At 64.0% G+C, this 23,338-nt stretch carries 18 protein-coding genes; 13 read left to right on the top strand and 5 right to left on the bottom strand.

Annotated features, from left to right (window positions below; all coding sequences use genetic code 11):
- The first annotated feature begins 196 nt into the window (after positions 1 to 196).
- From NKH93_RS05680 to NKH93_RS05665, 4 genes are all read left to right on the top strand, one after another.
- A complete protein-coding gene (locus tag NKH93_RS05680) occupies positions 197 to 2,755 on the top strand; it encodes an ATP-binding cassette domain-containing protein (RefSeq protein WP_352969566.1) in 2,559 nt (852 codons plus the stop codon).
- Positions 2,752 to 3,741, top strand: a complete 990-nt coding sequence (locus tag NKH93_RS05675) for an ABC transporter permease (protein WP_352969564.1) — start codon at positions 2,752 to 2,754, stop codon at positions 3,739 to 3,741. The genes NKH93_RS05680 and NKH93_RS05675 overlap by 4 nt, the downstream gene beginning before the upstream one ends.
- 46 nt (positions 3,742 to 3,787) lie before the next feature.
- Complete coding sequence (locus NKH93_RS05670) at positions 3,788 to 4,789, top strand: rhamnose ABC transporter substrate-binding protein (protein WP_352686514.1); 1,002 nt, start codon at positions 3,788 to 3,790, stop codon at positions 4,787 to 4,789.
- Between the two features lie 87 nt (positions 4,790 to 4,876).
- Positions 4,877 to 5,638, top strand: coding sequence for a glutamine amidotransferase (locus NKH93_RS05665; RefSeq protein WP_352851554.1), 762 nt, complete (start codon positions 4,877 to 4,879; stop codon positions 5,636 to 5,638).
- Positions 5,639 to 5,750: 112 nt separating this feature from the next.
- Here NKH93_RS05665 and NKH93_RS05660 read toward each other — a convergent pair whose 3' ends face one another.
- Positions 5,751 to 6,632, bottom strand: a complete 882-nt coding sequence (locus NKH93_RS05660) for a YihY/virulence factor BrkB family protein (RefSeq protein ID WP_352768081.1) — start codon at positions 6,630 to 6,632, stop codon at positions 5,751 to 5,753.
- Positions 6,633 to 6,767: 135 nt separating this feature from the next.
- Here NKH93_RS05660 and NKH93_RS05655 point away from each other — a divergent pair, with 135 nt between their 5' ends.
- The 3 genes from NKH93_RS05655 (at position 6,768) to NKH93_RS05645 (ending at position 12,351) form a co-directional block, all read left to right on the top strand.
- Complete coding sequence (locus NKH93_RS05655; protein ID WP_352969562.1) at positions 6,768 to 10,718, top strand: caspase family protein; 3,951 nt, start codon at positions 6,768 to 6,770, stop codon at positions 10,716 to 10,718.
- Positions 10,719 to 10,874: 156 nt separating this feature from the next.
- Entirely contained in the window at positions 10,875 to 12,200 is a 1,326-nt protein-coding gene (locus tag NKH93_RS05650) for an NAD(P)H-dependent oxidoreductase (protein ID WP_352503596.1), read from the top strand.
- On the top strand, positions 12,193 to 12,351 hold the full coding sequence (locus NKH93_RS05645; protein WP_352686524.1) for a hypothetical protein: 159 nt from the start codon (positions 12,193 to 12,195) through the stop codon (positions 12,349 to 12,351). The genes NKH93_RS05650 and NKH93_RS05645 overlap by 8 nt, the downstream gene beginning before the upstream one ends.
- 146 nt (positions 12,352 to 12,497) lie before the next feature.
- Here NKH93_RS05645 and proC read toward each other — a convergent pair whose 3' ends face one another.
- Entirely contained in the window at positions 12,498 to 13,313 is an 816-nt protein-coding gene (gene proC / locus NKH93_RS05640) for a pyrroline-5-carboxylate reductase (RefSeq protein WP_352686527.1), read from the bottom strand.
- Positions 13,314 to 13,537: 224 nt separating this feature from the next.
- Between proC and NKH93_RS05635 the strand changes: the two genes are divergently transcribed.
- The 5 genes from NKH93_RS05635 to NKH93_RS05615 all read left to right on the top strand — a co-directional run bounded on the left by NKH93_RS05635 (position 13,538) and on the right by NKH93_RS05615 (position 18,168).
- A complete protein-coding gene (locus NKH93_RS05635; RefSeq protein ID WP_352969560.1) occupies positions 13,538 to 14,269 on the top strand; it encodes a hypothetical protein in 732 nt (243 codons plus the stop codon).
- Between the two features lie 36 nt (positions 14,270 to 14,305).
- Positions 14,306 to 14,440 (top strand): hypothetical protein, encoded by a 135-nt coding sequence (locus NKH93_RS05630; protein ID WP_352768092.1) that lies wholly within the window; start codon positions 14,306 to 14,308, stop codon positions 14,438 to 14,440.
- Positions 14,441 to 14,477: 37 nt separating this feature from the next.
- Complete coding sequence (gene folD, locus NKH93_RS05625; protein WP_352969558.1) at positions 14,478 to 15,377, top strand: bifunctional methylenetetrahydrofolate dehydrogenase/methenyltetrahydrofolate cyclohydrolase FolD; 900 nt, start codon at positions 14,478 to 14,480, stop codon at positions 15,375 to 15,377.
- 16 nt (positions 15,378 to 15,393) lie between these two features.
- On the top strand, positions 15,394 to 16,392 hold the full coding sequence (locus NKH93_RS05620) for a GlxA family transcriptional regulator (protein WP_352969556.1): 999 nt from the start codon (positions 15,394 to 15,396) through the stop codon (positions 16,390 to 16,392).
- A 108-nt stretch (positions 16,393 to 16,500) separates the two neighbouring features.
- Positions 16,501 to 18,168 (top strand): vWA domain-containing protein, encoded by a 1,668-nt coding sequence (locus NKH93_RS05615; RefSeq protein WP_352969555.1) that lies wholly within the window; start codon positions 16,501 to 16,503, stop codon positions 18,166 to 18,168.
- A 48-nt stretch (positions 18,169 to 18,216) separates the two neighbouring features.
- On the opposite strand, the gene edd is transcribed toward NKH93_RS05615, so the two are convergent.
- The 3 genes from edd to zwf form a co-directional block, all read right to left on the bottom strand.
- The gene (gene edd, locus NKH93_RS05610) at positions 18,217 to 20,040 is read right to left on the bottom strand and encodes a phosphogluconate dehydratase (protein ID WP_352969553.1); all 1,824 of its coding nucleotides are present in this window, start codon (positions 20,038 to 20,040) and stop codon (positions 18,217 to 18,219) included.
- A 73-nt stretch (positions 20,041 to 20,113) separates the two neighbouring features.
- Entirely contained in the window at positions 20,114 to 20,827 is a 714-nt protein-coding gene (gene pgl, locus NKH93_RS05605; protein WP_352969551.1) for a 6-phosphogluconolactonase, read from the bottom strand.
- Positions 20,809 to 22,278 (bottom strand): glucose-6-phosphate dehydrogenase, encoded by a 1,470-nt coding sequence (gene zwf / locus NKH93_RS05600; protein WP_352472717.1) that lies wholly within the window; start codon positions 22,276 to 22,278, stop codon positions 20,809 to 20,811. Before zwf ends, pgl begins: the two co-directional genes overlap by 19 nt.
- A 273-nt stretch (positions 22,279 to 22,551) precedes the next feature.
- Between zwf and NKH93_RS05595 the strand changes: the two genes are divergently transcribed.
- Positions 22,552 to 23,298 (top strand): SDR family oxidoreductase, encoded by a 747-nt coding sequence (locus tag NKH93_RS05595; protein WP_352969550.1) that lies wholly within the window; start codon positions 22,552 to 22,554, stop codon positions 23,296 to 23,298.
- The last annotated feature ends 40 nt before the right edge of the window (positions 23,299 to 23,338 follow it).

Raw genomic sequence — 23,338 nt, 5'->3', positions numbered from 1 at the left:
AACCGGCGCCTCCCCATTCATTCCCGCAGAGCCACTCCAGCCGCTTGCAGCTTTGAGGCTGCCGCGGGGTCGAGCACTCCAATCGCACCCGTGCGCGACGCGACAGTGCCCTTCGCGGCCATGGAAGTCAATTTTCCAGTTGCGGCATTCGGCCATTTAATATAGCAAATTGAAAAAACAGGACCAGGGAGGAAAGGTGCTGCACTTGGGCGCATTAGGCGAAGCCGACGCCATGGTGAAGAGCGACGCGGCTGTCCCCGTTGCCCTGGTTCAGGCGACAAAAGCCTTCGGCGGCACGATCGCCCTCAAGGACGCGTCCTTCGAATTGCGCTCAGGCGAGGTGCTGGCTCTGCTTGGCGAAAACGGCGCCGGCAAGAGCACTTGCGTAAAGCTGCTGGCCGGCGTGTATCTCCCGACCGGCGGCCATGTCGAAGTCGATGGCAAGCCTGTGGTCTTCCATTCGCCGCACGACGCCCAGGCTGCCGGCATCTCGGTCATGCACCAGCACCCCGGTCTTTTCCCTGATCTTTCGGTGGCGGAGAACATCTATCTCGGCCATATGCCACGCGACCGCTTCGGCGGCATCGACAACGCCGCCATGCTTGCCGGCGCGCGCAGGGTGCTGGCGACAGTCGGCCTCGACGTGCCGGCCGAAACCCGGCTCGGAACGTTGCGCACCTCCGAACAGCAACTGGTCGAGATCGCCCGCGCCCTGTCGCTCGACGCGCGGGTGCTGATCATGGACGAGCCGACGGCCGCCCTGTCGCAGCGCGAGGTCGAGCGGCTGTTCACCGTCGTCGCCGACCTGCGGCTGCATGGCGTCGCGATGATGTTCGTCGGCCACCGCATGGACGAGATCTTCCGCATCGCCGACCGCATCGCGGTGCTGCGCGACGGGCGCCTCATTGGCGTCAAGCCGAAGGCCGAGCTTGGCCGCGCCGCTGCCATCGGCATGATGGTCGGCCGCGAGGTCACCGACCTCTATCCGCAACGAAGCCACGCCACCGGCGCACTGGTGCTGGAGGCGAGGGGGCTTTCGCACGCCGGCGGCTTTTCCAATATCGACCTCAAGCTCCATGCCGGCGAGGTGCTCGGGCTCGGCGGCCTGGTCGGCAGCGGGCGGACCGAGATCGCGCGCGTGCTGTTCGGCATCGACCAGCCCGATGCCGGCGAAATCCTGATCGACGGCGAGGCAGTGCGCTTCGCCTCGGCGCGCGACGCCATGGATGCGCGCATCGCCTATGTCTCGGAAGACCGCATGGGCCAGAGCCTGGTGATGGATTTTTCCATCCTCGACAACGCTGTGCTGCCCGTCCTCGACAAGGCAGCCCGCTCCGGCTTCTACGGCACGAACCGCGCGATCAATCTGGTCTCGGACTGGCTGAAGCGCATGAAGCTTCGCTTTTCCGGCTACGCGCAGCCGGTAAAGGAACTGTCCGGCGGCAACCAGCAGAAGGTGGTGTTGGCCAAATGGCTGCGCACCGAGCCGCGCGTCCTCATCCTCGATGAGCCGACGCAAGGCATCGATGTCGGCACCAAGGCGGAAGTGCATGCGATGATCGCCGACCTTGCCGCCCAGGGCATGGCAATCATCCTGATCTCCTCCGAAATGCCCGAGCTCATCGGCATGTGCGACCGCATCATCGTCCTGCGCGAAGGCCATCGGACGGCCGAATTTGCCAGGGGCGAAGCCACTCAGGAAAAGGTGCTGGAAGCAGCGACCAAGGCCGGCGAAAGCGCCGATGCGGCGGCACAGGCCGCCGGCGAGGAGAAGAGAAAAGGACCGCTCGACATACTGAAGCGGCGGGAGTTCGGTCTGCTCGCCGCGATGCTGGCGGTCGCCGTCCCCGTCACCATCATCAACCCGCGCATGGTGAGCGCTGCAAACCTGACCGCCGTGTCGATGGATGCCGCCCTGCTCGTCGTTGCAGCACTCGCGCAGATGCTGGTGCTGATCACCCGCAACATCGACCTTTCGATCGCTGCGGTGATCGGCCTGTCGGCTTACATGGCGGCCAGCATGGTCCAGGCCTATCCAGGGCTCGACATCGGCATTGGCCTGATAACCGCATGCGCCGTCGGTGGCGTCGCCGGCCTGATCAACGGCCTCGTCGTCACCAGGGGAAAGATCCCGGCGATCGTCGTCACTCTGGCCTCGATGTCGATGTTCCGCGGCTTCAACTCGATCTGGGCAGCCGGTGACCAGATCAGCGCCGACGAAGTCACGCAAGCCTGGCTCGACATGACCGGCCTGAAGATCGCCGGCGTGCCGCTGATCGTCATCATCGCGATCGTTATCCTGTGCCTGGGCTACGTGCTGCTCTATCGCACAGCGATCGGGCGCGAACTGTTCGCCGCCGGCTCCAATCCCGACGGCGCGCGTCTTATCGGCATCCCCGTCGACCGCCGCATTCTGCTGGCCTTTGGCATGGCCGGCCTGCTCGGCGGCCTGTGCGGCGCGCTGTGGGCATCGCGCTATGCGACCATCGATGCACGCGTCGCGCTCGGCTTCGAACTCACCGTGATCGCGTCGGCGGTGGTCGGCGGCGTCGCCATCCGCGGTGGTTCGGGCACGCTGCTCGGTATCATCCTCGGCGCGCTCACGCTGCTCGTCATCAAGAACGGGCTGACGCTGGTGCGCGTCGACCCGCTGTGGCTGCAGGGCGTCTACGGCCTCGTGATCCTGGTCGCCATCGGCATCGACACCTTCATCGTGCGGCGGGCCGAGCAGGCAAGACAGGCGAGGGCGCGGTGAAAAAGTTCCTCCGTTCGATCGACTTCTGGGATCTGCTGCTGGCGACCTCTTGCGTGGCCATCTTCCTCTATGCCGCGATCTTCGTGCCGAATTTCGTTTCCGGCTTCAATCTCTCGCAACTGGCCGCCAGCGCCTCGGAAAAGGCATTGCTGATCCTGCCGATGACGCTGCTCATCATCACCCGCGAGATCGACCTGTCGATCGCCTCGGTGCTGGCGCTGACGTCCGTCGTCTTTGGCTTGCTGGTCCAGGCCGGTGTGCCGACACTTGCCGCAATCCCGTTGACGCTCGTCATCGGCGGCCTGCTCGGCGCCTTCAACGGCTATCTGGTCTCGGGCCTCGGACTGCAGTCGTTGGTTGTGACGCTCGGCACCATGGCGCTCTATCGAGGCATTGGCTACATCCTGCTCGGCACCGGCTCGGTCAACATCCTGCCGCCCGCGGTCGTCGATTTCGGCATCAACAACCTGCCTGGCACCGAGATACCGTGGACCATCGTGCCCTTCCTGGTGCTGGCGCCGGTGTTTGCGGTCGTGCTGCAGAAGACGCCGACCGGCAAGCGCATCTACGCGCTCGGCGGCAGCCCCGAGGTGGCGCGCTATTCCGGCATAAACACGCGCCGGATGGTGCTGAACCTGTTCGTCGTCTCGGGCGTCGTCGCGGCGATGGCCGGCATCGTCTATACCGCGCGCCTTTCCAACGCCCGCGCCAACAATGCGCTCGGCATGGAGCTCGACGTCATCACCATCGTGCTGCTCGGCGGCGTCAGCGTCTTTGGCGGCAAGGGCCGCCTGACCGGCGTCATGCTGGCACTGGTCCTGATCGCCATCATCCGCAACGTGCTGGCGCTGAACCAGATCGGTGGCGACGCGCAGGGCATGATCATCGGCCTGCTTCTGATCGGCTCGCTGCTGGTCGGCAATTACTGGCGCTCCACACAGGAGATGCTCAGCAGATCCCGCGCAATGCGCGAGACAAAGGGGTGATCTCGGGCCCCTTCCTTCAAGCCCGAATTTTGACGGAGGAGTCACAATGAAAGCGTTTAGATTAGCCCTGCTCGCATCCGCGGTTCTGCTTGCGCAAAGCTCGCTGGCCTTCAGCCAGGAGTGCGCCAAGGAACCCGTAACGGTCGGTTTCCTGCCCAAGCTCGACACGGATCCCTACTTCAAAGTGGCCTTTGGAGGCGCACAAGAGGCAGCCAAGGAAATTGGCGGCACCGCTACCCAGGTCGCCCCATCGCAGGCGACCGCCGAGGCGCAGATCGAATTCATCAACAGCCTTGTCTCGCAGAAGGTCGGAGTCATCGCAATTGCCGGCAACGACGCCAACGCCGTCGCGCCTGCGCTGAAGCGCGCCGTTCAGCAGGGCGTCAGGGTGATTTCGTATGACTCCGATGTGGCCGCCGATGCGCGTGCGGTGTTCGTCAATCAGGTGAAGGGCGACAGCCTCGCCGAGATGATGCTCGAAAGTGCATTCGCCCTCAGCGGCGGTGAAGGCGAATTCGCGATCCTGTCGTCGACGCCGACGGCGACCAACCAGAATGCCTGGATCGACTTCATGAAGGCGAAAATGGCGGCTGAGCCGAAGTTCTCCAAAATGAAGCTGGTGCAGGTGGCCTATGGCGAAGAAAGCGAACAGATCAACCAGCAGCAGGCATTGGCGCTGGTGCAGGCGTTTCCCGATCTCAAGGTGATCATCGTCCCGGCAGGCATCGGCCTTCCGGCGGCCGCGCGTGCACTCGAGGAAGCGGGCATGATCGGCAAGGTCAAGCTGACCGGCCTCGCGCCGGCCACTCTGATCTCGAAATACATCAAGGACGAAGCGGCTCAGGATATCTGGTGGAACGTCACCGATCTTGGCTATCTTACCTATCAGACGGCCCAGGCGTTTGCGCAATGCAAGATCACCGGCAAGGAGGGTGAGAAGTTCACGGCAGGCAGGCTCGGCGAATACACGATTGGCGCCGGCGGCGAACTGATCCTTGGTCCGGCCAAGATCGTAACTCCCGAAAATCTGGCCGAGTTCAAATTCTGATCCTGTAGAGCTTGAGTTCTAGGGGGCGCCGGTCCATCCGGCGCCCTTCCCAAAAACCTCTCGAAATGAAAACAGTGCGGGGCGGCAATGAAGATCTTGCTTGCGGGCGAAACCTTTGCGGCGACGACGTCGATCGCCATCGGCAGCGACGTGCTTACAAGTGCGGCCTTGACAAATGGCGCGACGGCCTTCAATGCCGCGCTGGCCACTGAAGGCATCGCGGTCACGCAGATCGGCGGCGAGCGTTGCAGCGCGGAGTTTCCCTATGACCTCGATGGGCTCGCCCAATATCAGGCGGTGGTGATCTCCGATGTCGGCGCCCTGACATTGCTGGTGACGCCGGATGCCCGCGCCGGGCGTGTCGGCGTCAACCGCCTCGATGTGCTCAAGGCCTATGTCGAAGGTGGCGGCGGGCTGATGCTGGCCGGCGGTTATATGGGCTTTCAGGGCATGTTCGGGACGGCGCGTTTCCACGACACCCCGGTCGAGGACGTTCTGCCGGTCCATTGCCTACCCTACTGCGACGGCATGGAGGTGCCGCAAGGCCTGCAGGCCTCCATCCTGCAGTCGTCACATCCGATTTTTTCCGGGGTGGAGGGGCCTTTGCCGCCGATTCTCGGCATGAACAAGCTGGAATTCAGGCGCGACGGTTCGTCCCGGCTTCTGGCGACCTGCCACCATCGCGGCACCGACTGGCCGCTCCTTGCCGTCGATAGCCATGGCCGCGGCCGCACGATTGCCTGGGCAACCGATATCGGCCCGCATTGGCTCTCGCAGGATTTCCTCGCGTGGCCGTTCTACGGAAGACTGATGGCGAATATGGTCCGTTGGCTTGCCGGCAATGAATGAGGAAGCCGGACACTAGGTTTGACCCAGTGCGGTTGTCCTGGCGCGGCCGATGCCGCGCGAGGCGCCGGTGACCACCACCACCTCGTCGGCTAGGTCGAATTTCGGCGTGAACTCATTTGCCATGCAATTCCACCTTGTTCTTCAAATCGGACCGGCTGCCATGTCGAACCGAATAGGCTCGCGTGAATTCGGCGCCCAGCAGAAATATCTCCGCTGAATAATAGACCCATAACAGCACGACGAGCAGGGCGCCGGCCGCGCCGTATGATGATGAGATGGCGCTGGTTCCGATATACCAGCCAATCAGCGACTTGCCGATGGTGAACAGAAACCCGGTGACCGCGGCGCCGATGCCGACATCGCGCCATTGCAGGCTGCGGTCCGGCAGCACCTTGTAGATTGCGGCAAACAGCAGTGTGATCAGGGCAAACGAGACGATCCCGTTGATGGCGCTCAGGATGATGGTGCCGAACGGCAGGTCGGCGTTGATGACCTCTCCGAGCGCCGAAATTGCAGCGCTTACGACCAGCGACACCAGCAGCAGGAAACCAAGCGCGGCGACCAGGCCCAGGCTTGCAATGCGTGCCCGCACCATTCGTGAAATCGTTGCCCCGCTCGGTTTGACTTTCCAGATTTCGTTCAGCGCCAGCTGCATTTCGCCGAACACGCCGGATGCGGCGACGAACAGCGTGACCAGCCCCAGAATGCTGGCAAGGGTTCCCGCTTCCTTCTGCGAGGCGCTCTCGATCGTCGCCTGCAGCAGCTCGGCACTTTGCGGCCCCATCAGGCCAGCGATCTGTGCCGAAAGGGCGAGTTGCGCCGCCTCGTGCCCGAAGGCCATGCCGGCAATAGCGACAACGATGAGCAGGATCGGCGCAAGCGAGGTCGTGGCATAAAACGCTATCGCCGCCCCATGGCTCAGCGCATTGTCGTCGATGAAGCCGATGACGCTCTGCTTGAGGAGCCTCCAGCCCTCTGCTGCCAAATTCCACATGTAGGCCTCGCATGCCTGTCAACAAACAAGTAGCGGCCGCGCAGCGCTGGGCGAGGGGCGAGAGGCCGGCGGGACAGGAGGGGGCGCGGAGCAGCATGACATTCCTGCCTCCCTTCCCCACGACAAGAACACCTCTTGCCCGAACACTTGCCACGCGCCGGCCATCATGATGCCATGCCGTTGCGGAAGATGGCGCGCTGGGTTTGGGGTGGGACGACGATGCTGTTTTCAGGGGCAACAGGGCGCATAGGCGTGGCGTTTGCCGCGCTGCTTGCACTTTTGTGCGCGCTGGTTCCTGCGCGGGCTGAAGAGCCGAAGGCGCTTAAGGGCGTCGCGCTCGTCATCGGGCAGTCCGATTATGAGCATGTCGGCAAGCTGCCCAATCCGGAAAACGACGCCCGCGCCATCGAGGATATGTTCGACAGGCTCGGCTTCGAAACCGATGTCGCGACCAATCGCGACGCGCGCAAATTGCGACGCGACCTCGAAGGCTTCGTCGACGATGCCGAGGGTGCCGACGTCGCCATTATCTACTATTCCGGCCACGGCATCGAAGCCGGCGGCGAGAATTTCCTGGTGCCGGTCGATACCGACATTACAGCGCTCGACGATGCCGGCGAGAAGCTGGTGCCGCTGTCATCGATCGTGGCCGAGCTGAAGGCCAAGGTGCCGGTCACCATCGTGCTGCTCGATGCCTGCCGCAACGATCCGTTTCCACCGGGCACGCTGCTCAAACTGACGCCGGGCGAAGCGGGCAAGCCGATCGGCGCCGGCGGCCTTGGCGAAACCCGCAGCGTCGTGGCGCTGAACGGCAGAGCGCCGGCCAAGGGTGCGGCGGATGACAGCCTGGGCCAGGTCATCGGCTTTGCCGCCGAGCCCGGCAAGGTGGCGCTCGACGGTCCCGCAGACGGCAACAGCCCCTATGCGGCAGCCATATTACGTCACATCGACATGATGGGCGGCGAGGAATTCGGCACCGTGCTGCGCATGATCGGCGAGGAGGTCTATCTCAAGACCGGCGGCCGGCAGCGGCCGTGGGTCAATGAGAGCCTGCGCCGGCTGCTCTATTTCGGTACGCCCGCCGAGGTGCCGAAAGGCGAAGAGGGCGAGATACTCAGCGAGCGTCGCCGGCTGCTGGTGACGATCTCGACGCTGCCCGACCCGCAACGCCGCCAGATCGAGACGATCGCCCGCGACGGCGGCGTACCGATGGATGCGCTCTACGCCATGCTGAAGACGCTGGGCACCGAGAAACCCAGGGATGCGGCCGAGCTCGATAAATTGCTGCGCGGCCAGACCGAGCGGCTGAAACAGGTACTAGCCGAGCAGGCGACGCTGAAGAGCCAGGATCCGGAAATCGTGCGGCTTTCAAGACTGGCCGAGCAGGCGGTGCAAGAAGGCGCACTCGAAGCAGCGCAGAAAATCCATGAACAGGCCAAGGCCCGCGTTGGCGAACTGTCGAAGACCGTCGACCAGGCCGAAGCCGACCTCAAGGCGCGTCGGTTCGAGTTTGCCGAGGTTTTCGGCGACAGCGCCAAAACCTACGAAATTTCCTTCCGCTATCAGGCGGCAGCACAGGACTATGCCAAGGCCTATGAGCAGGTCGAGAAATGGGACGACCATGAAGCCTGGTTCTACAAGGCAGCCGAGGCCCAGGCGCTCTCCGCGCATGGTTCTTTCTCTGGCGACAATGCCTTTCTGGTGCAGGCGGTCGCTGCCTATGAAAAGGCGCTGACCTATGTGTCGCGCGAAAACAGCCCGCGGCAATGGGCTGCCACGCAAAACAATCTCGCCACCACACTGTCGACGCTGGGCGAACGCGAGGCCGGTCGCGAAAACCTCGACAAGGCGGCTGCCGCCTTCGACCAGGCGCTGACCGTCTACACACGCGACGCCGATCCGGACGACTGGGCCTCGACGCTTGGCAATCTCGGCACCGTCTATTGGCGGCTCGGCCAGCGCGAGAATGGTATCGCACTGCTCGACAAGGCCGTCGCCTCCTTCCGCGCGGCGCTCGCGGTGCAAGCGGCGAAAAAAATGCCGCTCGAATGGGCGGCGACTGAGAATAATCTCGGCATCGTGCTGTCCGAGATCGGCGAGCGCCAGGCCACGATCGACAGTTTCCGCGCTTCGATCGAAGCGCATCGCGCCGCGCTGACCGAATACCGCAGAGAGCGCGTCCCGCTCGACTGGGCGTTGAGCCAGGTCAATCTCGGCGCGGCCTTGTTTCGCCTTGGCGAGCGTGAAAAAGACGTGCCGACGCTTGAGCAGGCAGTGGCCGCGTATCAGGCTGCGACCGAGGAGATGACGCGCGAGCGCGCCCCGGCGCAATGGGCGACGATCCAGAATAATTTGAGCTCGGCGCTGGAATCGATCGGCCAGATCAATGGCGACATCGCCACGCTTCAGCATGCTCGGGAGGCCGCAGAGGCCGCACTGGCGGTCTGGACGCGCGAGCATGCGCCGGCGAGCTGGGCGAACGGCCAGTTGACGCTTGGCAATGCCTTGCAGCGCCTTGGAGCCAGGCAGGAAGGCAACGACGCGCTGCTCGAGGCGATCGCTGCCTATGAGGCCGCACTTTCTGAATATCCGCGCGAAAAGCTGCCGCTCGACTGGGCTTCGTTGAAGCAGAATCTAGGCTCAGTCTATGCGACGCTTGGCGATCGGGACACCGGCATCGACTATCTCCGGGAGTCGGCGTCCGCCTATCGCGAGGCCTCGCAGATCTATACCGCCGCCGCTGCTCCAATCGAGTTTGCTTCGATCGAGCACAGTCTCGGCAACGCTTTGTCGACCTGGGGCGACCGCGCCAACGACAAAGCGGTGCTGGAACAAGCGGTCGCCGCCTATGGTGCAGCGCTCACCGTGCGAAGCAAGGACAGCGCCCCGAAGGACTGGGCGAAGACGCAGTTCCGGCTGGGTGCAGCACTTTCCATGCTCGGCAAGGCCAATGGCGGTCCGGACGAGGCGCTCCAGCGCTCGGCGGCGGCCTATCGTGCGGCGCTCGAAGTGCAGAGCCGTGACAGCGATCCTGACGCCTGGGCGGCAACGCAATGGGGCCTGGGCCACGTGCTCCTGGTGTTGGGCGACCGCACGCAGGACGGCGAAGCGTTCCGCCAGTCGGCGACGGCGCTAGAAGCGGCGCTGCCCTTCTACGACCTCGCCACGGTGCCGGAAGATCACGCCCAGCTGCAGAACGAACTAGGCACTGCCTATTACTACCTTGCCGGCAGCGCCAATGACCCATCGCTCTACCAGAAGGCGGCGGCCGCGCATGAAAAGGCACTGGCCGTCTATGCCACGTTGCCCGACCGCTCGCTCTGGGCCTCGGTCGAAGGCGACCTCGGCAATGCCCGCATGATGCAGGCAAACGCCAGCTCCGATCCGGACGCCATGGCCAAGTCTGTCCAGGCCTATGAGGCGGCACTGACGGTGATGAGCCGCGACAGGGATGCCGACGAATGGCTGCGCAACCAGGCAAACCTGGCCAGCGCGCTGTCGACGCTGGGCTACTGGCGCGACGACGTCGCCCTGCTGAAGCGCTCGGCCGGCATCTATCGCTCGATCCAGAGCGTGCGCACGCGCGACCGCGCCCCCGAACCCTGGGCCAGCACGCAGGCAAGCCTGGCCAATGTGCTTGGCATGATCGGCGCGAAAGAGCCTTCGCCGGCTTTGTTCGCCGAAGCGGTCGCCGTCAACCGGGCGCTCGCAGACGAGGTCGGCCGCGACCGCGACCCCGACCGCTGGGCGAGCCTGCAAAACGAGATCGGCTATCAGCTGACGCTCGCCGGCCGCGCCGAAGACAACGTCGCCAAATTCGAGGAGGCAGTGCCGATCCTGCGCGAGGCGATCGCTGTGCAGAAGAAGATCGGTTCGGTGCCGGGCGTCGCCTTCACCGAGGACAGCCTGTGCGATGTGCTTACCGATCTGGGTGCTGCCCGCAAGCAGAGGGCAATGGTCGAGGAAGCGATAGGCGCCTGCGAGCATGCGCTCGTCATCTTCAGTGAGCGCAAGATGGACGACCTTGCCGCCGGCTCCGCCAAGAACCTTGCCGAGGCAAAAGCCTTGCTGGCCGAATTGCAATAGCGCACAGGAAAAGGTGGCCGCGGCCGGTTTCGATTGGCAATGGGTTGCCGTTCCCTGCTATTCCCGCTTCATAATGCATGTCGCCCAAAAGTGTGCCGCGGTTTTGGGACAACGACATGCATAAAAACAAAGACTTAAAGCAGTGGACGTTCCAGTATGACCAATGTCGCCTTGACCGGGCTTGCCCGCGATCTTGCCAAGCGCGCCGCGGAAGGCCGCCCGGTGCGCATCGGCGTTATCGGTTCGGGCGAGATGGGCACCGACCTGGTGACTCAAGGCATGCTGATGCCGGGCATTTCGGTTTGCGCGATCTCGACGCGCCGCCCGCATACGGCGCGTGACGCCATCCGCATTGCTTATGGCGACCAGGCGATGGCAGCCGAAGCGGACAGCGCTTCGAAGGTCAGCCAGGCGATCGAAAGCGGCAAGATTGCCGTCACCTCGAACGAAATGCTGGTCACCAATCCGCTTATCGATGTCGTCATCGATGCCACCGGCAAGCCCGGGGTCGCCGCCGATTTCGACCTGATGGCGATGCAGCACGGCAAGCACCTGGTGATGATGAATGTCGAGGCCGACGTTACCATCGGCTGCTATCTAAAGCAGCAGGCCGACCGGCTCGGCGTCGTCTATTCGGTCGGCGCCGGCGACGAGCCGTCGAGCTGCATGGAGCTGATCGAGTTCGCCTCGGCGCTCGGCTACACCATCGTCTCCGCCGGCAAGGGCAAAAACAACCCTCTCAACCACGACGCCGTTCCCGACGACTACCGCGAGGAGGCGCTGCGCCGCAACATGAATCCGCGCATGCTGGTCGAGTTCGTCGACGGCTCGAAAACCATGGTCGAGATGTGCGCCATTGCCAACGCCACCGGGCTGGTGCCCGACGTTCCCGGCATGCACGGCCCCAAGGCCGATCGCGACGAGCTGGTCAAGGTGCTGATCCCGCGCGAGCAGGGCGGCATTCTGTCGAAGAAGGGCGTCGTCGACTACACCGTCGGCAAGGGCGTGGCGCCCGGTGTCTTCGTCATCGTCGAGGCGACGCATCCGCGCATCATCGAGCGCATGGACGATCTGCATATCGGCCACGGTCCCTATTACAGCTTCTTCAGGCCCTACCATCTGACCTCGCTGGAAGTGCCGCTGACGGCCGCTCGCATCGCGCTTTACGGCAAGCCCGACATGGTGCCGCTGCCGCGGCCGGTGGCCGAGGTCTGCGCGGTGGCCAAGCGGGATCTGGCGGCAGGCGAGGTTTTCGATGCGATCGGCGAGACCTGCTACCGCTCCTGGACCATGACCGTCGAACAGGCCCGCGCCCATCGCGCCGTGCCGGTCGGTCTGCTCGAAGGCGGCAAGGTGCTGAAACCGGTGAGGAAAGGCGAATTGCTCACCGCCGACAATGCCGCGCCCGACCCGACGACCGGGCTGTTCGCCTTGCGCCGGCTGCAGGACGAGATGCTGTATGGGAATCTTGGTGATGGCTGAGGTCCGTGAATCCGAGTTGAAGCGGGAAAATGGACGCCTTTCTCTGGCAGAGCGGCTCGCGGCCATTGTCGATGATCTCAAAGCCAAAGCCGGCAAAGACGGGCGGCCCCTGAACAAGGACGAGATCGACGACTTGTGGGGGCATCGCTGATATCTGTCGACATTCTAGGCTATCGCGATTTTGATGTCGGCAGGACAGTGGAGGGCGCGAAGGAACGCCGCGTAACGGCTTTCTACCGGTAGCTAATGCCGAAAGGAACGATCGATCGTCACCGCCGACCGGCTCCCCCAGAAGCCCTACCTCCCCAGCTCGATAGACCGCAGCCGCGCCGCTTCCACCGCCTCGGTGAGCAGGCGCGTCAGCCGGTCCTCGCCCATCAGTACTGCAAGGGCCGCAGCCGTGGTGCCGTTGGGGCTGGTCACCTGCTGTCTGAGCACGCCCGGCTCCTCGCCGCTTTCGGCGGCCAGCGAGGCGGCGCCGTAGACCGTCTGCATTGCCAAGAGCTTGGCAGTCCCGGTCGGCAGGCCGGCTTTCTCGGCGGCCACGGTCAGCGCTTCGATGAAATGGAAGATATAGGCCGGCCCCGACCCGGAGACTGCCGTCACCGCATCCATCAGGGCCTCGTCGTCGATATCGGCCACTTGCCCGCTTGCCGAAAGCAGGTCGGCGACGAAGCGTTTGGTTTCGTCGGAAACCAGCCTGTTGGAAAACACCACCATCATGCCCTTGCCGATCGCCGCCGGCGTGTTGGGCATGCAGCGCACGATCGGCGCGCGGTCGCCGAGAATACCTTCAAACGTGGCCACCGGCGTTCCGGCGGCGATGCTGAGGAAGGTGGTCCGGCCATCGTTGAAGCGGATGTAGCCAGCCGTGACGTCGCGGATCACCTGTGGCTTGACCGCAAGGACGACGAGGGCCGGCACGGCGTCCGCCGGTATGGCGCCAGCATCCGCGCCGGCAGCGCAGCCCAGTGCTTCGGCACGCTTGCGCAACTCGGCATTGGGCTCGACCACGAACACCGCAGCCGGAGCGAGCTTGCCGGCTTTCAGCCAGCCCGAGAGCATGGCGTAGCCCATATTGCCGCAACCGGCGAGAACAAGCCTGATCGTCATCGAAAGCCTCCCATAGAGATGGCTTCCCCATAGACGTTCGCGGCAGGACGGGGAAGCCCTGTTGGGACCGTGATCAGGCGGAAACCCCGACCTTGCGGTTGGGATGCGCATGTAGTCGCGCAGTCGCGGCGACCAAATTAACCTTTTATTTCCTATGCCTGTTTAGCATCGCTTAACCAGTGGCGGTCGCTACGTCCCAGCCCGAGGGGAAGGCTCCAGAAACCATGGCTTATAGGAAAAATCGTGAACACTGGAGGAACGAGCAGTCCTTGCTGTCGCTCGTCGAGGCGGTGCGCGGCGAGGACGAAGCATCGCTGGTTTCGCTAGAAGACCGCGCAGGCCCGTCATGGCGCGAGGATGCCGCCACACGCCATCGTCTTGCCCGCTCGCGCCGCGAAGCGCGTGCCAGTCCGATCCTGTTGTTAGCCGCCGGCATAAGCCAGCCCGATCCTGATGAGCCAAAGGCCGGCACCATACTGATGGAAGAGGCTGCAGCTGCCGATGGGTTTTTCGGCCCCGCTGGCTCCCTTGGCGGCCCCGATGCCGGTTCCGCCGATCACGCAGCATACCGGGCAGCGCCGCCTCCCGCTCAGCCGGTCGAGGTCGCGCGTACCAAACGTCCTGGTCCGATCGGTGCCGTGTTGTCGGCGCTGAGCCGGCTCATGCCTGGCAGAGCGCCGGAGGCGTCCGGTGAGACTTCCGCCGCGACAAATTCCATCGCAGCGATGCCGCCCGCCTTCCCTCCGCAGCCGCTCTATGCCGGTCTGGCACCTTATCCGCAGCAACCCGCGCCGCCGCATTCGGCCCATACTCAGGCCTGGTCGAGGAAGGCAAATCAGGCCTCGGAAGCCGCCGATCAGCAAAGCCAGATCGAGGAAATCCGCGCCAGCCTGCGCGAATTCCGGGAGGCGGTTCGCGAGCTCACCGAAAACCGCACGCATCGCCGCTATTTCTGAACGTCGAATAAAACATGCCGGTTTCGAGTTAACGGCATGCGACGGCGCATTGACGGGATTGCCCGGCTCGATTTTCGTGAAAATGCCGCGCTGCATGTCCGCCCGCAGCGCATGGTTCTGGGCAACGGCCTGCATAAAAGATATCTGGAGCGCGCCGCATGGATGTTTTAACGCGGCAGGCTTACGCGATAGGCGTCGAGGGTGGTTCATGGCTGAGTTGATTGACGGAAAAAGCGTCGCCGAAGAGGTGGTGCGGCGGGTCAAGGCCCTGACCGCCGAACTGGCGGAAAAGGGCGGACGGCAGCCCGGTCTCGCCGTGGTCATCGTCGGCGAGGATCCGGCGAGCCAGGTCTATGTCGCCTCCAAATCCCGCACCGCCAAGGAATGCGGCTTCCATTCGGTTCAGCACACGCTGCCGGCCGAAACCTCCGAGCCGGACCTGTTGAAGATCATCGGCCAGCTCAACGCCGATCCGGCCATCAACGGCATCCTCGTGCAGCTTCCGCTTCCCGGCCATATCGATTCCGGCAAGATCATCCAGACCATCGCGCCTGAGAAGGATGTCGACGGCTTCCACTTCATCAATGTCGGCAAGCTCGGCACCGGCGAGCTCGAGACCGCCTTCGTGCCTTGCACGCCGGCCGGCTCGATGCTGCTGATCGAACGGGTGCGCGGCAAGGACCTGTCCGGTCTCAATGCGGTCGTCGTCGGGCGTTCGAACATCGTCGGCAAACCGATGGCCAATCTTCTGCTTGCCGCCAACTGCACCGTCACCATCGCACACAGCCGGACCAGGGACCTGCCGGCGCTTGCCCGCACCGCCGATATTCTGGTCGCCGCCGTCGGCCGGTCTGAAATGGTCCGCGGCGACTGGGTCAAGCCTGGCGCCACCGTCATTGATGTCGGCATCAACCGCGTCGCCGCACCTGAAAAGGGCGAAGGCAAGACGCGCCTCATCGGCGACGTCGCCTTTGCCGAAGCAGCGAAGGCGGCCGGCGCCATCACGCCGGTGCCTGGCGGCGTCGGGCCGATGACCATTGCCATGCTGATGGCCAACACGCTAGCTTCCGCCTATCTCGCAGCCGGATTGAAACGGCCTTCCTTCTGACCAGAAAGCAGCGTCCTTGCCGAACCTCACTGTTCCCTTAGAACGGCCGGTCACCAATGATCCCGTTCAGGGCGGGCGGCAGTTCGGGTTTCTGTTGGTCGACAAGTTCTCCATGTTCTCGCTGGCCGCGGCAATCGACACGTTCCGGTCGGCGAACCGGCTGCTCGGCCGCGATTTCTATGGCTGGACTACGGTGTCGTCCGACGGCGACGCCGTCATGGCGTCCAACGGCCTGCCGCTCAAGATCGACTACGCGGTTGCCGATCTGCCGCCGGTCGATATCCTGTTCGTCTCGGTCGGGCTGACGACGGAATTTCCCGGCAAGAGCAAGGTGCTGGCAGCGCTGCGCAGTTGGGGCCGGCGCGGCAATGCGCTCGGCGCGCTTTCGGTTGGCTCTTACCTGCTTGCCGAAGCAGGCCAGCTCGATGGTTATCGCTGCACCATTCATTGGGAAAACCGCGCCGGCTTCCTCGAACGCTTTCCGGACATCAACTGCACCGGCAACGTCTTCGAGATCGACCGAAAGCGCTACACCTGCGCCGGCGGCACCACATCGATCGACCTGATGCTGGAGATCGTGCGCGGTGATTTCGGCTCGAGCCTCGCCAATGGCGTCGCCAACCAGTTCCAGCATGAGCGCATCCGCTCGGCCGGGGACCGCCAGCGCGTCGGCCCGGAACGCGACCTGACCGGCAAGTCGGAGAAGCTGCGCCGCATCGTCGAGCTGATGGCCGACCATCTCGACGAGCCGCTGTCGGCGGTGCAGCTCGCCAAGTCGGCGGGCCTGTCGGTGCGCCAGGTCGAGCGCCTGTTCCTGCGCCATCTCAGCGTGACGCCCGGGCGCTACTATATGCGGCTTAGACTCGAGCGGGCGCGCGAACTGCTGCGCCAGACCAACATGCCGATCCTCGACGTGGCGATCGCCACCGGCTTCACCTCGCATTCCTATTTTGCCCAGAGCTATCGGCTCCAATTCGGCCGGCCGCCTTCCGAGGAACGCCGCACGACCTATTGAGGGTTGCACAGAGGTGGCGCAGCTTCGTACTCCACCCGGGCTTGTGTCGCGACGCAGCGTCAAATAGCTTTCCGGCGCCGAGCGGCGGCCACTGACGGGGGATTTTTGATGACGGGATTTGTGCAGAGCGTCGCTGCGGCGGCCCTGTTGCTGTGGACGACAGGGTTCGGCTTCGCCGCCGATCGCGTCATCGTCATTCTCGATGCCTCCGGCTCGATGTGGGCGCAGATCGACGGCAAGCCCAAGCTCGAAATCGCCCGTCAATCGCTGCGGAACGTGCTGCAATCGGTCCCGGCCGAGGAGGAAATAGGCTTCATGGCCTATGGCCATCGCGAGAAGGCCAGTTGCGACGACATCGAACTCATCGTGCCACCGCAGGCAGGCTCGGCAAGTGCGATCTCAGCCGCGGCCGACAGCTTGAAATTTCAGGGCAAGACGCCGTTGACCGCCGCGGTCAAGCAAGCGGCGGAAGCATTGAAATACACCGAGGACAAGGCGACGGTCGTGCTCATCACCGATGGCATCGAGACATGCAACGGCGATCCCTGTGCGCTCGGCAAGGAACTGGAGGCTGCTGGCGTCGACTTCACCGTCAATGTCGTCGGCTTCGGCCTGACGGCGGCCGAAGGCAAGCAGATCGGTTGCCTCGCCGACAATACCGGCGGCAAATATATCGAAGCGTCGGATGAAAAGGCATTGCAGGACGCCCTCGTCGAGACCGTCGCGCCTCCGCCACCCGCCCCTGAACCGACTCCCGCCCCGCAGCCTGCTCCCCAGCCGGCGCCCGCTCAGCCGGCGGAGTCCAATTTCGTGCCCACCGTCGTGCTTGCCGAGGGTGGCGATCCCGTCACCGACGGCAATGCCTGGGAGATCTACAAGGCGAATTCCGACGGCACGCGCGGCGATCCCGTCACCACCGAATATGGCACCTACAAAGGCAATCTGGAGCCGGGCGACTATATCGTCGTCGCGCGTGCCGGCGAGGCCAGGGCCGAACAGAAGATCACAATAGAGCCTGGCCAGGTCGCCAAACCGCACTTCAACTTGAATGCCGGCACGCTGGTCATCCACCCCAGGCCGAGCGAAGGAGCGGACGTTGATGACGGCGCGGCTGTCGTAATCGGCTATCCCGGCGTCGACACCCCGCCGACCTATTACAGTGACACGAAAGTCGTGCTGCCGGCCGGTGACCAGAAGGTGACGGTCACGATCGGCCAGGGCATGGTTATCGAGACGATCCCGCTTGCCGCCGGCAGGGTCATCGACAAGGACATCATCGTCGGCGTCGGGCGTGTCGTCGCCAACGCCTATTATGCTGCCGGCGGCGACAAGGCCGAGGGTTCGGGCATCGGCTTCAAAGTGCTCCAGGCGAAAAAGAACGTCGACGGAACCAGGCAGGAGGTGACTTATGCCTACGGTCCGGACAGCAAGTTCGATCTGCCGCCCGACGATTATGTAATGGTCGCGACGGTCGACCTTGCGGTGGCCGAGCAGCCGTTCAGCGTCAAGGTTGGCGACCATCAGGATCTGAAGATCGCGATGAACGCCGGCATGCTGACGATAACCGCGCCAGGAGCCTCGAAGATCGAGATATTCGAGGCCAGGAAGGCCATCGACGGAACCCGCAAGTCGGTCGGCTACGCCTATGATCAGAAGTATGAAGCCACCCTGTCGGCCGGTGACTACGCGGTGGTTTCGGAGAAATCGGACAACAGCTCGAAGGAAGGCACGGTAACGGTCAGGGCCGGCGCGCGAGCCGAACTGACGGTTCAATAAATCCAGTGGAGAGCAGCCATTAGCCGCTCTTACTTATTGCCGAAAAAATCACGCCGTACCGAAGGCGCTGGCGCCATGGTCGGCGCGTCCCACCAACTGCCGGAACCCGGCGAAAAGCTCGCGGCCGAAGCCGAATTCATTGCCTATGAGGTCGCTGTCCGCGGGGCGGCGCAGTGCGAAATCGCGGGCTGGCACCAGTACCTCCAGCGTCCCGGCCTCGGCGTCGAGCCTGATGATATCGCCGTCATGGATCCTGGCGATAGGCCCGTCCTCCGCCGCTTCCGGCGTCACGTGGATCGCCGCCGGCACCTTGCCTGAAGCGCCCGACATGCGGCCGTCGGTGACCAGCGCCACATGCTGGCCGCGGTCCTGCAGGATGCCGAGCACGGTGGTCAGCCTGTGCAATTCCGGCATGCCGTTGGCCTTCGGACCCTGGAACCGAATGACGGCGATGAAGTCGCCGGTCAGCGACCCCGCCGTGAACGCCTCGTTCAGGCCTTGCTGGCTGTCGAACACCTTGGCCGGCGCCTCGATGATGCGCCGCTCCGGCTTGACCGCCGATGTCTTGATGACGGCGTGGCCGAGATTGCCCGAAAGCACTTTCAGACCGCCGCTCGGCTGGAACGCCTTCTTGAACGGCGCCAGCACCTTCTCGTCCCCGCTCTCGCGCGGCGAAGCCTCGCGCACGACGCCGCCGTCGGCGCCGAGCCTGGCCTCGACCGCGTAGGGGCGCAGCCCTTCGCCCCACACCGTCTGCACATCCTCATGCAGGATGCCCGCGTCGAGCAGTTCGCGGATTAGGAAGCCGAGCCCGCCGGCGGCATGGAAGTGGTTCACATCGGCAAGGCCGTTCGGATAGACTCGCGCCAGCAGAGGCACGGCTTCCGAGATGTCGGAAATATCCTGCCAGGTAATGGCGATGCCGGCCGCCGCTGCCATGGCGATCAGGTGGATGGTGTGGTTGGTCGAACCGCCGGTGGCGTGCAGGCCGACGATACCGTTGACGATCGAGCGCTCGTCGATCATCCGCCCGACCGGCGTGTAGGCGTTGCCGAGCGCGGTGATCGCCAGCGCCCGCTTCGTCGCCTCCCTGGTCAGTGCGTCGCGCAACGGCGTGCCGGGATTGACGAAGGAAGCGCCAGGCGTGTGCAGGCCCATGATCTCCATCAGCATCTGGTTGGAATTGGCGGTACCGTAGAAAGTGCAGGTTCCCGGCCCGTGATAGGATTTTGATTCCGCTTCGAGCAGTTCGGCCCGTCCCGCCTTGCCCTCGGCATAGAGCTGGCGGATCTTGGCTTTTTCGTCGTTCGGAATGCCGGTCGTCATCGGCCCGGCCGGGATGAAGACCGCCGGCAGATGGCCGAAGGTCAGCGCCGCGATCACCAGTCCAGGCACGATCTTGTCGCAGACGCCGAGATAGACGGCGGCATCGAACATGTTGTGCGACAGGCCGATTGCCGCGGCCATGGCGATCACGTCGCGCGAGAACAGCGACAGCTCCATTCCGGGCTGGCCCTGGGTGACGCCGTCGCACATCGCCGGCACGCCGCCGGCCACCTGGGCGATGCCGCCGGCCTCGCGCGCCGCATCCTTGATCAGCGCCGGAAAGGTCTCGAAAGGCTGATGCGCCGACAGCATGTCGTTATAGGAGGTGATGATACCGAGGTTCGGCACCCGGTCGCCGCCAAGTGCCACCTTTTCGGAAGGGCTGCAGACGGCAAAGCCGTGGGCCAGGTTGCCGCAGGACAGCACGGCCCGGTTGGCGGTGCGGTTCGAGGCTTCGGCGATGCGGCCGAGATAGGCCTCGCGACCGGGCTTGGAGCGCTCACGGATGCGCTGGGTGATGGCTTCGATATCGCGTCTTGCGGTCATGGCGGTCGGTCCTTTCAGGCGAGGTCCCGCAAACACCTTCCGGCTGTTGCCGGGACCTGCAGCCAAGTTGAGATCAGGGTGCCCAGAAAACCTCTACGGGCTTTTGAGTGGCATCGAGCACGGCGCGAATGGGCTTTCGTGTTCCAGTTCCAAGCGCGGCCTCGAATGCGCTGCGTTTTTCCGCGCCCTCGATATGCAGCGCGATGAAGGCGGCTTTGATGATCCGCGCCAGTGACAGCGTCAGCCGTGGCTCGCCGGCGCTTGCCGCATAAACCGGAAGCACGATCCTTTGCGACGACGGATCGAGCAATCTTGCCAGGTTGTCGGCATCCGGAAAGAACGAGGCGGTGTGGCCATCAGTTCCCATGCCGAGCACAACGACGTCGAGTGGCCAGGGCAGCACTTGCAGCGCCTCACTGTCGGAGACCGCCGTACCCTCGATACTTGCCGCGGCGTGGTAGAGCGGCACGAAATTCGCGTCGGCGGCCGCGTTCTGCAGCAGGTTGGCGGCAACCAGGCCGGCATTGGAGCGCGGCGATGAGGGCGGCACGAAGCGCTCGTCGACCAATGTTATCGTCACCTTTTCCCAGGCGATCGGAACGGTCGAAAGCGCCGCGAAGAATTTCGCCGGCGTCGTGCCGCCCGAGACCGCAAGCAGCGCCGTGCCGCGCTCGGCGATCGCCTTTGACAGACGGCCGGCGACGTGGCCGGCAAGCGCTGTCGCCAACTCCTGGCGTCCGGCAAATTCGTGCCAGTTGTAGGCGCCGCCTAATTGCTCTCGTGCCATGTCCGCCCGTCGCGTTCGATCAGCGCAATCGAGGCCGAGGGGCCCCATGTGCCGGCGGTGTAGCCTTGCGCCTCTTGCCTGCCGCTTTCCCAGGCGTCCTGGATCGGGTCGATCCATTTCCACGCCGCCTCGACCTCGTCGCGGCGCATGAACAGCGTCTGGTTGCCACGGATGACGTCCATGATCAGCCGCTCATAGGCATCGGGGGCGCGGCCGTCGAAGGATTGCGCAAAACTCATGTCGAGCGGAATCTGGCGCAGCCGCATGCCGCCCGGCCCCGGATCCTTGATCATGATGAACTGCTTGACGCCCTCGTCGGGCTGCAGCCTGATGACCAGCTGGTTGGCGGAAATCGGCCCGGCGCTCTCGCCGAAGATCGAATGCGGGATCGGCTTGAATTCGATGACGATCTCCGAAACGCGGGTCGCCAGCCGCTTGCCGGTTCGGAGGTAGAACGGCACGCCCGCCCAGCGCCAGTTGCCGATCTCGGCCTTGAGCGCAACGAAAGTCTCGGTGTTGCTGTTCTTGCCGAGTTCCTCGACATAGCCTTTCACCGGCCCGCCGGCCGAGGCGCCGGCACGATACTGCCCGCGCACCGTGTGCTTCGGCGCTTCGTTGCCGTTGATGCGCTTCAGCGCCCGCAGCACCTTCAGCTTTTCGTCACGGACGGCATCGGCGTCCATCGACGACGGCGCCTCCATCGCGACCAGGCAGAGCAGCTGCAGCATGTGGTTCTGCACCATGTCGCGCAATGCGCCGGCCTTGTCGTAATAGGTGACGCGGTCTTCCAGGCCGACAGTCTCGGCCACGGTGATCTGCACATGATCGACATTGGCGGAATTCCAAAGCGGCTCGTAGAGCGCGTTGGCAAAGCGCAGCGCCATCAAATTCTGGACCGTCTCCTTGCCGAGATAGTGGTCGATGCGGAAAATCTGGCTTTCATGGAAGTCGTCGCCGACCAGGTCGTTGAGCGCGCGCGCCGAAGCGAGATCGCGGCCGATCGGCTTTTCCAGCACAATGCGCGAATTCGGCGTGATCAGCCCGTGCTCCTTCAGCTTGTGCGAGATGTCGCCGAACAGCGCCGGTGCCACAGCCAGATAGAAAGCGCGGATGTGTTCGCTGTCGCCGATCGCCTTCTTCAGCCTGTCGAAGCCGGCACCTGTGGTTGCATCTGCCGGGATATAGGAGAGCCGCGCGAGGAACGTCTTCAGTTCCGTGGCGTCGATATCCTCCGGTTTCACATGATCGGCAATCGCCTGCCTGGCGAACGACTGGAATTCCTCGTCGGTCATCTTCGAACGCGATGTGCCGATGATGCGCGTCGGCTCGGAAAACTGGTGGTCGCGCTGCCGGTGGTACAGCGACGGCAGAAGCTTACGTTCCGACAGGTCGCCGGTGCCGCCGAAAATGATGAAGTCGAAAGGGTCGACGGGAATGATCTGGCTGGTCATGGTCTGTCCGCTGTGACGCCGGTCGCGATAACGCGGCTGATATAATCTAATCGATTTAAACTTGCCAGTGCCATTGCGTCACATCCGCGTGTGCTCTTGACACCGGCGCTGGCCGGAGGCTTGTCGGCAAGCGATGCTTCCGGAGCCTTCGCAGTTGCAGCATAGAGCCGGATGGCAGCGAAAGCCAAAGAAGAAATCGGCAATGGACACACATCTTTCGATGGCCATGGCCAAACGCGTCATCGATCGCTTTCAACGATGAGTGAGAAAAGCATGCGCCTCAAAAACAAGGTCGCAATCATCACTGGCGCTGCCTCGGGCTTTGGCGAGGGCATGGCCAGGCGCTTTGCCGAGGAGGGCGCGCGGGTAGTCGTCGCCGATCTGAACGCCAAGGGCGCAGAGCGCGTTGCCGGCGAGATCGGCGAAAAGGCGATCTGGACCCAGACCGACGTCTCGCTGCGGTCCGAATTCGACGACATGGTCAATGCCACAATGAGCGCCTTCGGCCGCATCGACATCATGGTCAACAACGCGGGTTACACCCATCGCAACGGTGACATGCTGGAAGTCGACGAAGCGACCTTCGACCTGATCACATCAGTCAACATGAAGGCGATCTACCACGCAGCGCTTGCAGTGGTGCCGGTCATGGAACGGCAAGGCGGTGGCGTCATCCTGACGACGGCCTCCACGGCCGGTATCAGGCCGCGGCCTGGCCTCACCTGGTACAATGCATCGAAGGGCTGGGCGATCACCGCGACCAAATCGATGGCGGTGGAACTCGCGCCGAAGAACATCCGCGTCAACTGCCTCTGCCCAGTTGCCGGCGAGACCGGCATGCTCGCGAAATTCATGGGCGCCGACACACTCGAGATCCGCGAGAAGTTCCGCGCGTCGATCCCGCTCGGCCGGCTTTCGACGCCGCTCGACATAGCCAATGCCGCGCTTTGGCTTGCTTCGGACGAAGCGGCTTTCATCACTGGCGTGGCGCTGGAAGTCGACGGCGGACGTTGTATTTGAACGGCCGGGGCCTCCGGCGAAGGACTGGCTGATGGCGAGC

It is taken from the genome of Mesorhizobium sp. M0954, assembly GCF_040319155.1.
In the GTDB taxonomy this organism is placed as follows: domain Bacteria; phylum Pseudomonadota; class Alphaproteobacteria; order Rhizobiales; family Rhizobiaceae; genus Mesorhizobium.
Note: the sequence above shows the minus strand (reverse complement) of the source record. Positions and strands in the feature narration are given on the sequence as shown.